Origin of the sequence: Microcoleus sp. B7-D4, assembly GCF_036705125.1 — a bacterium.
GTDB lineage: Bacteria > Cyanobacteriota > Cyanobacteriia > Cyanobacteriales > Microcoleaceae > Microcoleus.
The window spans coordinates 68,833-78,253 of the sequence record NZ_JAUBTT010000029.1 but is presented as its reverse complement, the minus strand read 5'-3'; the positions used below and the strand labels follow the sequence as shown (position 1 = coordinate 78,253).

The following is a 9,421-nucleotide window of genomic DNA, read 5'->3' as shown; positions in this document are numbered from 1 at the left end:
GAGCATTTCCATTTGTCAATAACCTTTGGAGATTATTATGTCATCTCATGCCCCTTTACGCAAGGCAGGGCGATCGCGCAAAGCCGGCGTTAAACTGATACAGAAAACTGGCGGAAATCTTGTTTTAGCTTCCGGCGTCACCATTACCATGCTATTTGGTATGGTGTTAGCGCTATCTTTAGCCTCTGTTTTGATTCTCAACAGCCCCGATCCAGTCGCCGGATTGGCGATCGCACTTCCCATAACTCTAATTTTCAACATCGCTGCTTTTTTCCTATCGCCTTACTTGATGGACTTAACCCAAAATTGGCTATACCATACTCGCTGGGTTTCCCTAGCAGAAATAGAAAGCCTAAGTCCCGAAACAGCTAAAGTTATTCAGAAGGTTTGCAAGCAGAAAAAACTCTCTTATCCGCGTTTAGGAATTATCGACGACCAAAACCCTACTGCTTTTACTTACGGTTCATTTCCCAACAGCGCTCGCTTAGTCGTCAGTCAAGGTCTTTTCACCTATTTAGACGACGAGGAAATTGCGACTGTTTACGCCCACGAACTCGGTCACATCGTCCACTGGGACTTTGCAGTAATGACCTTAGCTTCGACTTTGGTGCAGATTACTTATTTAATTTACACTACAGCTCAAAGGATGGGTCGAAGTGGTGGCAGCAAAGCTAAAGATGCGGCCGGTACGGTAGCTGCTGTTGCTTATTTGTTTTACATCGCTGGCACTTATTTATTGCTGTATTTGTCGCGGACGCGAGAATATTTTGCCGACCATTTTGCTGCCGAAACTACTGGCAACCCCAATGCTTTGTCTCGCGCTTTGGTAAAAATTGCTTACGGTATTTTGGAAGAAGGACAAGGAGCAACAGAACCCAGCAGCTTATTAGAAGGAACTCGCGCTTTAGGCATTTACGATGCCAAAGCTGCCACATCTACTGGGACTGCTTACCGGATTTCTTCGGAACCAGAAAAGATTGGGCGAGTGTTTTTGTGGGATATGTTTAATCCGTGGGGTTGGTGGATGGAGTTGAACTCGACTCACCCGCTGACTGGTAAACGAGTTCGCGCTTTGAGCACTTATGCCGAACAATTAGGCTTGGATATTGAGTTTGATATGGGCCGAATTGTCGGCGAAGGCAACGATTTGAGCAAGCGGAAATTGTACGGCAATTTTGTGTTCGATGTACTGCTGTACAGTGCAGAAACTTTGGGGTTAGCGGTGGGTTTTGCGATCGGCATTGCGCTGTATGCTGTAAACCCGATGATGATGATTTCTTGTCCTTTAATCGGTTTGGGCGTGGGAATTTTGCTCAAGACTTTGGTGATGTTCCCCAATTACGAACAAGCAGAACACTTAGATGTTTTAACCTTAATGTCTGACCCTTACGCAAGTCCTTTGCGGGGTCAACCGGCGCAACTGCAAGGCGAATTAATTGGTCGCGGCGATGCGGGTTATGCGTTTGGTTCTGATTTGAAATTGCAAGATAGAACGGGAATGATTTATCTGCGATATGCTTCTCGTTTTGGCCCAATTGGTAATTTTCTGTTTGGCATGAAACGGGTTAAAAGTTTGATTGGGATGGATGTTAGCGCATTGGGTTGGTTCCGCCGGGGTGTTGCACCTTGGATGGATTTGATTCAGCTTGAAAGCGATAGCGGTACGACGGTTAAGAGTTATCACCGCTTCTGGTCTTTTGTCATGGGTATCGGTGCGATCGCGATCGGTATTGCGGCGCTATTTGTTTCATTTCCTGCTTAATAGTTGACAGGTGAAACCTTTTAAGTTAAATAAAATTAAGCTCGAAAATTCGAGCTTAATTTTTGGGTGATATCATGTCCGATCGATTGACCATAATATCCCAGCAGGGCGGGTTTTTGAGATGGTCAATTATTGGCAGATATTGGCAGGTTTACCCGCCCCTACCTGATTTAGGTTAATCGACCGGACATGATATTACATACGGTTTTATCTAATCTCATACCGCTCTAACTTATCTTTTTTTTATCAAAATAGTGAGTTAACTAACCGCTTTCGACGTGTTAGTGAAGCGGCGCGGTAGCGCTCTTGTCGCACAGAAATAAAAAAGGAAGAAGTAAAGAAGGAGATAGGTAATCTTATAGTATGAAGGAAGTAATTCAGTTATGAGCAAACATGACAGTCAAAATTGCTACAATTAGTTTGTTGTTGATAGTATTAAGTTTAGCTGTCAGCAGCCCCAGCAAAAAACTTAGGGGTAACTTAACAAAGTTGACGGCCCAAACGGAAAACAGAGAGAAAAAAAACACCGTGCAAGATATTCTCGATGACAGCGCAAAATTAGAAAAACTAGCTGGCGACTTCCAATTTATAGAAGGCCCGATTTGGCATCCAGACGGCTTTTTGCTGTTCAGCGATATTCCCGCCAATATTATCTATAAATTTGGCTCAAATCAGCAAGTTGAGGTATTTCGCCGCCCTTCGGGAAAAGCCAACGGGAATACTTTAGACAAAGAAAACCGCTTACTTACTGCCGAACACGAAAATCGCCGCGTATCCCGCACGGAAAAGGACGGCAAAGTTATCACATTGGCGGATAGATACGAGGGCAAGCGGCTCAACAGCCCGAACGATTTGGTGGTTAAATCCGACGGCAGCATTTATTTTACCGATCCGTCCTACGGTGTTAGTAAAGACCAGGAAGAATTGGGTTTTTACGGTGTTTATAGGCTGGCACTAGACGGAAAATTAACTCTGCTGGTTAAGGATTTGGTGCTGCCGAACGGCATCGCTTTTTCACCAGACGAGCAAAAACTTTATGTCAACAATTCGGAATCGGGATACATTGCCGTTTTCGATGTAAAACCAGACGGAACTGTTACAAATGAGCAGCTTTTTGCGGAGTTAAAAGATGCCAGTCAAAGCGGAGTACCCGACGGTTTAAAAGTTGATGTAGAGGGGAATGTTTACAGCACCGGGCCGGGGGGAGTGTGGATTTTTTCGCCGGATGGCAAGCTTTTGGGGAAGATTTCTGTGCCTGAGACGGCGACTAATTTGGCTTGGGGAGAAAGCGATCGCAAAACGCTTTATATTACCGGAAGTACAAGTCTGTATCGGATTCGCCTTAAAATTGCGGGTGTGCGGGCTGGAAAATAATCTAAAATAGGGCAAAGTTGAAAATAAAGCGGTTTGTCGTGAGGACTTTATTCCTTACGGCAAACACTTTTTATTAGGGGTAATTGACCTGGCATAATATAATCCTACTTGTCAAAATCAGTCATTCCCAATTCTAACATCTAAAATCTAAAATCTCAAATGGTATTAATAGCTCGGTTGCACAAATTTCTGACTGCTACAGTCGATCGCACATCGCGATCGCACACAAGATTTTGCTTGACTCTGAGCTTGACATTTGCCACAGTTTATGCTATTTTAGGACTCAAGCAAGCCTTCAGCGGGCAGTATATCGTGCAAGATGATGCCAGACAGCACGTTTTCTGGATGATGCGGTTTGTCGATCGTGAATTATTCCCCAACGATTTCATTGCTAATTACTTTCAATCAGTCGCCCCTGCAGGATACACCACGCTCTACAAATTAGCAGCAACAATTGGCATTCAACCGCTATTATTTCACAAAATATTGCCACTATTTCTCGGCTTAATCTCCACTTATTACTGTTTTGGTCTTTGCCTAGAAATGCTGCCAGTGCCGATGACTGGATTTATTGCATCTTTGCTGTTAAATCAGCATATGTGGATGACCGATGATTTGGCTTCCACAACGCCAAGAGCTTTTATCTATCCGATATTTCTGGCTTTTTTATATTATTTGTCGCGCAGTTCCTTGCTGCCTTGTTTAGGGGCGATCGCGCTTATCGGACTATTCTATCCTCCTTACGCCTTGGTTGCTGCTGGAATTTTAGTTTTGCGCCTGCTATGCTGGGAAAAGGGCAGTTTGCGCTTGTCGGGCGATCGAACAAATTACCTATTTTGCAGTACAGGTTTAGGACTAATCTTTTTAGTAATGCTGCCCTATGCCTTAGATAACTCGGAATTTGGCCCAACTTATACCGCAGCAGAAGCGAAGCAAATGGGCGAATTTGCACCAGACGGCAGAAATGCTTTTTTTCGTCCCAACCCCAAAGATTATTGGTTGACAGGGCGGGGCAGCGGGATGTTTCCCAAGTCGCTGTTTACACCTGTAACTCACTGTGTCGGATTGTTATTTCCGCTACTGCTGTTTTTGCGATCGGCTTTTCCCTTAGCCAATCAGATTCAACGCCAAATTTGGCTTTTGCTTCAGCTATTTTTAGCATCCTCGGCGATGTTTCTTGCGGCTCACGCTACCATTTTTAAGCTGTATCAACCGGGTCGTTATACGGCATACAGTTTGCGATTTATTATTGTTTTTATAAGTGCGATTTCCCTAACTTTAATTATCGATGGAGTCGGTCATTTGGCATTAAAAAGCGCAACAACATTTGATGTAAAAAAAATCGTTGCACTAATTACGACAGCCACAATCGCTATCGCCGTTGTTCTTTATCCCTGCTTGGTCGAAAATTTTCCCACAGTCGGGTATGTAGAAGGTAAAATGCCGGGTTTGTACAAATTTTTTGAGCAACAACCTAAAGATATCTTGATTGCTTCAATCGCGGCAGAGACTGATAATTTGCCAACCTTTAGTCAGCGTTCTGTTCTGGTGGCAAAGGAATATGCAGTGCCGTATCAGAAAGGCTACTACAGCAAATATCGGCAGCGAGTTAACGATTTAATTCGCGCTCAATACACTCCCGATCGAGCTGTATTGCAAAATTTTATTAATCAATATGGAGTTGATTTTTGGATGCTCGATCGCAATGCTTTGACTCTTGATTATGTAGAGGACTACGGCTGGATCGATGACTTTGATTCTACACCGCAGGCGATGCTTTCTCTCAAACAAGGGAAAATTCCCGCTTTACCTTCAGCAATGACAAGCTGTGCTGTTTTTCAGAATGAAATTGTAGTGGTTTTGGATGCGTCTTGTATTGTGAAATTGACTGGGAATTAAGGCGAGACAGAGCTTTGGAATATGCGTTACCAGGAAGAGCCTGGGAACTAGAAAGAACTGTTCGGATTCTGAAGCTACAATTGCTGTATGGAGATTCTTTAGGAGCGATCGCCCAATGCGTTATAATCCCCATAAGAGATAATGGTGTAGCTCAATGACACAAATTCTCGATCGGGAAACTTTCGATGGGCGAGTGGTGCTCAACGGCACTTGGGAGCAATTCAAGTTAATCCAGAAGGTTTCGGAAAATTCTCCTGGCATAAAGTTGTCTTTTTTTGCAGGGGCGATCGAGATTCTGATGCCGGGATTCCAACACGAAAATTTTTCGGAAATCATTGGTTACTTAGTGACCACTTTTCTGCTGCAACAAGGTATTAAGTTTTACCCATCTGGTTCAATGACGCAGGAGAAGACGCCAGAAGCTTCTACTCAAGCAGACAAATCGTTTTGTTTGGGAGAACCTAAGTTGATTCCCGATTTGTCGATCGAGGTAGTTTATACTAGCGGTGGACTGAGCAAGTTGCCAAAATATCGAGCTTTGGGCGTGCCTGAAATCTGGTTTTGGGAAGATGGCACGCTGCGACTGTATCATCTCCGGGAAGATGGCTACGAGCAAGTAATTCAGAGTCAACTGTCAGGATTGGAAACGCTGGATATCGATTTGCTAAGACGCTGCATTTTAATGGGTGAAACTGATTTGGCTGAAGCGGTTAAGGTTTTTGGCAAGGGAATCTCGCTCGATCGTACATGATATCATGTCCGATCGATTGACCATAATATCCCAGCCGGGGCGGGTTTTTGAGATTGTCAATTATTGGCAGATATTGGCAGGTTTACCAGCCCCTACCTGATTTTGGGCGAAGCGAAGCGGAGGGAATCTACCGGACATAATATGACAGCAAAACGTTCGATTTTCCGGTGGAGGCGATCGAAATTTTAGTGGTTTTGGCAACATCTGGAAAAAAGAGAATCCCCAGATGCCGGACTTTTTAAATAAGTCTGGTTCTGCTGTTGGTGGGAACGAGAAATACAGTCTTTTGTAGGGGCAATCCCCTTGCGGTTGCCACTCCTGATGGGTGATGTTGCGGATATCGTGCAATTAAATAATCTCCGCAATCAAAGGTGAATATAGATCCGGGGTCAAGTTCGCAGACAATGAAAATTGCACAAAAGCTCGATCGCCAATTATCTCTTTAACAAAAACATGACAACACTTTACGTCAACCCGCAAACAGGCAGGGATTCCGCAGTCGGCAGCCAATCAGCCCCATTCAAAACTATAGCCCGCGCGATCGCCCGCGCTGCGTCGGGAACTACGATTCAGTTATCACCGGGAACTTACAGCGCTGCTAGCGGCGAAAAATTCCCCTTGGAAATTCCATCGGGAGTAAAAGTTATTGGCAATGAAACTAACAAAGGTACCGGCACTCTAATTCAAGGAAGCGGCAAATTTGTCAGTCCCACCGCTGCAAGCCAAAATATCACCATACTACTAGCAACTAATTCCCAATTGCGCGGAGTAACTGTCACTAATCTTGATAGTCGCGGCACGGGAGTCTGGATTGAGTCAACTTCTCAGACTGTGGCTAACTGCACTTTCACGCTTTGCAAGGGCGAAGGCGTGTTTGCCACGGGCACTGCTAATCCTGCGATTCTCGACAACATATTTGTGGAAAACTCAGCCGCTGGCGTAATTATGGCGGGAACTGCTAAGGGAGAAATACGGCGCAATATTTTTCAAAAGACGGGTTTCGGCATCTCTCTGCAAGCTCAGTCGGCTCCTTTGATTGCTGATAACCAAATTTTGGAAAATCGCTCCGGTATAGTTTTAGCAGGGGAATCTAAGCCGATTTTACGCAAAAATCGCATCGAAAAAAATACGGAAGACGGTTTGACTGCGGTGGGGAAGTCGCTGCCAGATATTGGTACTGCTCAAGATTTGGGCGGCAATATTTTTCAGAATAACGGTGAATTAGACTTGCAAAACGCGACTGGGGTTAAGATTTCTGCGGTGGGAAATCAGCTCAATTCTTCGCGGATGAAAGGTTTATTTGATTTGGGCAATGTGACGGCAACTCCGACTCCTGGCGGGCTACAGTTCAGCGACACCAACACGCATTGGGCTAAGGATTTTATCGATCGCTTGACAAAGATGAATATTGTTAGCGGGTTTCCCAACGGCACTTTTCAACCTTACGAGATTGTAACTAGAGCTCAGTATGCGGCTATGTTGGCGAAGGCGTTTGAATTGGTGCCGCGCCGTGAGGCGACGGTTTTTAAGGATGTGGCGGCGGATTTTTGGGCCAAGGGAGCGATCGACCAAGCCAATCGAGCTGGCTTTTTGGCTGGATATCCAGACAGCACGTTTCGCCCGGAACAGAATTTGACTAGAGTTCAGGCGATCGTATCTTTGGTAAACGGCTTGCAGTTGGGCGGCGGCAACCCCAATTCTTTGAGCGTTTATGTCGATCGATCTCAGATTCCCAGTTTTGCCACCGACGAGATAGCAACCGCCACAGAGCGCAAACTCGTGGTCAACTATCCCGCGCGCGAAAAGCTTTCCCCCGCCCACGACATCACCCGCGGCGAGATATCCGCCCTCATCTACCAAACTCTGGTAGCCACAAAGCGGGCCGAGCCAATTAACTCTCCTTACATCGTCTAAGGGAATTGGGAGAGAAGGGAGAGGATAACTTGGGGTACAAAGAACTCACATCTTGCACCATTCTCGCTCAACAGGCTTTCCGGCCTGTTCCACAAAGAGTAGATTTTCTTGTGGGGTGGGCATCCTGCCCGCCCTGAAAGGATTATTGAGAATGGTGCAATATCTCAGAAGAACCAACCCATCTCCCCTCTCCCTTGTCTCCGATTTCCCACTCTCACCCACTCTCGCCAACTCTCGGCCACTCCCACTCTCCCAAGTCTTGATTTGCGAGTACCCGAATCGTTTTATGATTAAACATTAAGAAATTAAGCAATCCTTAAGGTTCCACTGTCAGATTATGGCTAAAATTCAATTCTCTCGGGGTATAGACGAAGATGCTGTACCCGAAGTGCGCCTAACCCGTTCTAAAACGGGAGCTCAAGGCACTGCCACGTTTATCTTTGAAAATCCCAAAGCTCTCAGCAGCACCAGTACCGAAGACATTACTGGAATGTACATGATCGACGACGAAGGCGAACTCCTCACTCGCGAGGTTAAGGCTAAGTTCATCAACGGTCAGCCTGCTGGTTTGGAAGCTCTTTATCTAATGAGAAGTCCCGAAGAATGGGATCGATTTATGCGTTTCATGGAACGCTACTCGGAATCAAACGGCTTAGGATTTAGCAAGGCATAATTGATGGGAATAGGGCATGGGGCATGGGGTATAAGGCATTGGTTATATCATTTCCGGTAACACCGGAATGATGTTGACTGTTGACGGTTGACTGTTGACGCCGTGAACAGTCAACCGTCAACAGTGAACTCTAATTTACTATTCCGATGCTAACGGATTTGATATTATTGGTTATTAATTATTTGATAATGAATAACTAACAACGAACAAATCACAACTAACTAATGACTTCTTCCCTCTTCCCTTTTCCCTTTTCCCTTTTCCTGATTCCTTCTTGCTTCTTGCTTTTTCCTTCAACATCTGTTATATGACGCAAATTCCTCACCCCGACTTATCTAAAATAACCGTAAATTGCGCTATCATTACTGTTAGCGACACGCGCTCTGCTGAAACAGACACTAGCGGCTTGTTAACTAAGAAGCTGCTAAAAGATGCGGGTCACTCTGTGGTAGCTTACACTGTTGTTAAAGATGATGCGGCAAAAATTGTATTGCAAATGCAGGCTTTTTCCCAGCGTGAAGATGTGGATGCAATCATTTTTAACGGCGGCACGGGCATCGCTCCCCGAGATACGACCTATGATGTGATGGAGAGTTTGCTTGACAGGATTTTACCGGGATTTGGGGAGATATTTCGGTTTTTGAGCTATCAAGAAATTGGTTCGAGGGCGATCGCCTCTCGGGCAGTGGCAGGCGTGTATAAAGGCAAGTTAGTCTTTTCTCTTCCTGGATCTAGCAATGGCGTGAAACTAGCTGTGGAAAAGCTAATTTTACCCGAATTAGTTCACTTGGTGACGCAGTTGCGCGGAGGGTGATATCAATTCCGGTAACACCGGAATGATGGGGAGTGGGGAGTGATCCGTGGGGGAATGTGGAATTATTGACCTTGACTCGATCATTCCCACCCAACCGGAAACGATAGGAGGTCGCTTTCTTCAATCTCTTCAATCTAAAATCTAAAATCTAAAATCGCAAGCCCCCGGGTTTAGCAATGAGGTCGCTTTCTTCAATCTCTTCAATCTCTTCAATCTAAAATCTAAAATCTAAAA

7 protein-coding genes are annotated in these 9,421 nt (G+C 45.2%); all 7 read left to right on the top strand.

The annotated features are described in order from the left end of the window. Positions 1-37: 37 nt before the first annotated feature. The 7 genes from QUB12_RS14030 (at position 38) to QUB12_RS14000 (ending at position 9,187) form a co-directional block, all read left to right on the top strand. Positions 38-1,762, top strand: coding sequence for a zinc metalloprotease HtpX (locus QUB12_RS14030; protein ID WP_333143684.1), 1,725 nt, complete (start codon positions 38-40; stop codon positions 1,760-1,762). A gap of 393 nt (positions 1,763-2,155) precedes the next feature. Continuing rightward, complete coding sequence (locus QUB12_RS14025) at positions 2,156-3,136, top strand: SMP-30/gluconolactonase/LRE family protein (protein WP_333143685.1); 981 nt, start codon at positions 2,156-2,158, stop codon at positions 3,134-3,136. A gap of 159 nt (positions 3,137-3,295) precedes the next feature. Further along, a complete protein-coding gene (locus QUB12_RS14020; RefSeq protein ID WP_333307189.1) occupies positions 3,296-5,035 on the top strand; it encodes a hypothetical protein in 1,740 nt (579 codons plus the stop codon). Positions 5,036-5,189: 154 nt separating this feature from the next. Next, positions 5,190-5,786, top strand: coding sequence for a Uma2 family endonuclease (locus QUB12_RS14015; protein ID WP_333307187.1), 597 nt, complete (start codon positions 5,190-5,192; stop codon positions 5,784-5,786). A 453-nt stretch (positions 5,787-6,239) separates the two neighbouring features. Next, entirely contained in the window at positions 6,240-7,700 is a 1,461-nt protein-coding gene (locus tag QUB12_RS14010) for a DUF1565 domain-containing protein (RefSeq protein WP_333307185.1), read from the top strand. Positions 7,701-8,037: 337 nt separating this feature from the next. Continuing rightward, positions 8,038-8,373 carry a photosystem II reaction center protein Psb28 gene (gene psb28 / locus QUB12_RS14005; protein ID WP_333143690.1) on the top strand — a complete coding sequence of 112 codons (336 nt, stop codon included), beginning with the start codon at positions 8,038-8,040 and terminating at the stop codon, positions 8,371-8,373. 307 nt (positions 8,374-8,680) lie between these two features. Next, the gene (locus tag QUB12_RS14000) at positions 8,681-9,187 is read left to right on the top strand and encodes a MogA/MoaB family molybdenum cofactor biosynthesis protein (RefSeq protein ID WP_333107700.1); all 507 of its coding nucleotides are present in this window, start codon (positions 8,681-8,683) and stop codon (positions 9,185-9,187) included. Positions 9,188-9,421 lie beyond the last annotated feature (234 nt).

Bases quoted from the DNA above. Each gene is read 5' to 3' on its own strand.
- QUB12_RS14030 (WP_333143684.1), top strand. From the start codon at position 38: ATGTCATCTCATGCCCCTTTACGCAAGGCAGGGCGATCGCGCAAAGCC.
- QUB12_RS14025 (WP_333143685.1), top strand. From the start codon at position 2,156: ATGACAGTCAAAATTGCTACAATTAGTTTGTTGTTGATAGTATTAAGT.
- QUB12_RS14020 (WP_333307189.1), top strand. From the start codon at position 3,296: ATGGTATTAATAGCTCGGTTGCACAAATTTCTGACTGCTACAGTCGAT.
- QUB12_RS14015 (WP_333307187.1), top strand. From the start codon at position 5,190: ATGACACAAATTCTCGATCGGGAAACTTTCGATGGGCGAGTGGTGCTC.
- QUB12_RS14010 (WP_333307185.1), top strand. From the start codon at position 6,240: ATGACAACACTTTACGTCAACCCGCAAACAGGCAGGGATTCCGCAGTC.
- psb28 (WP_333143690.1), top strand. From the start codon at position 8,038: ATGGCTAAAATTCAATTCTCTCGGGGTATAGACGAAGATGCTGTACCC.
- QUB12_RS14000 (WP_333107700.1), top strand. From the start codon at position 8,681: ATGACGCAAATTCCTCACCCCGACTTATCTAAAATAACCGTAAATTGC.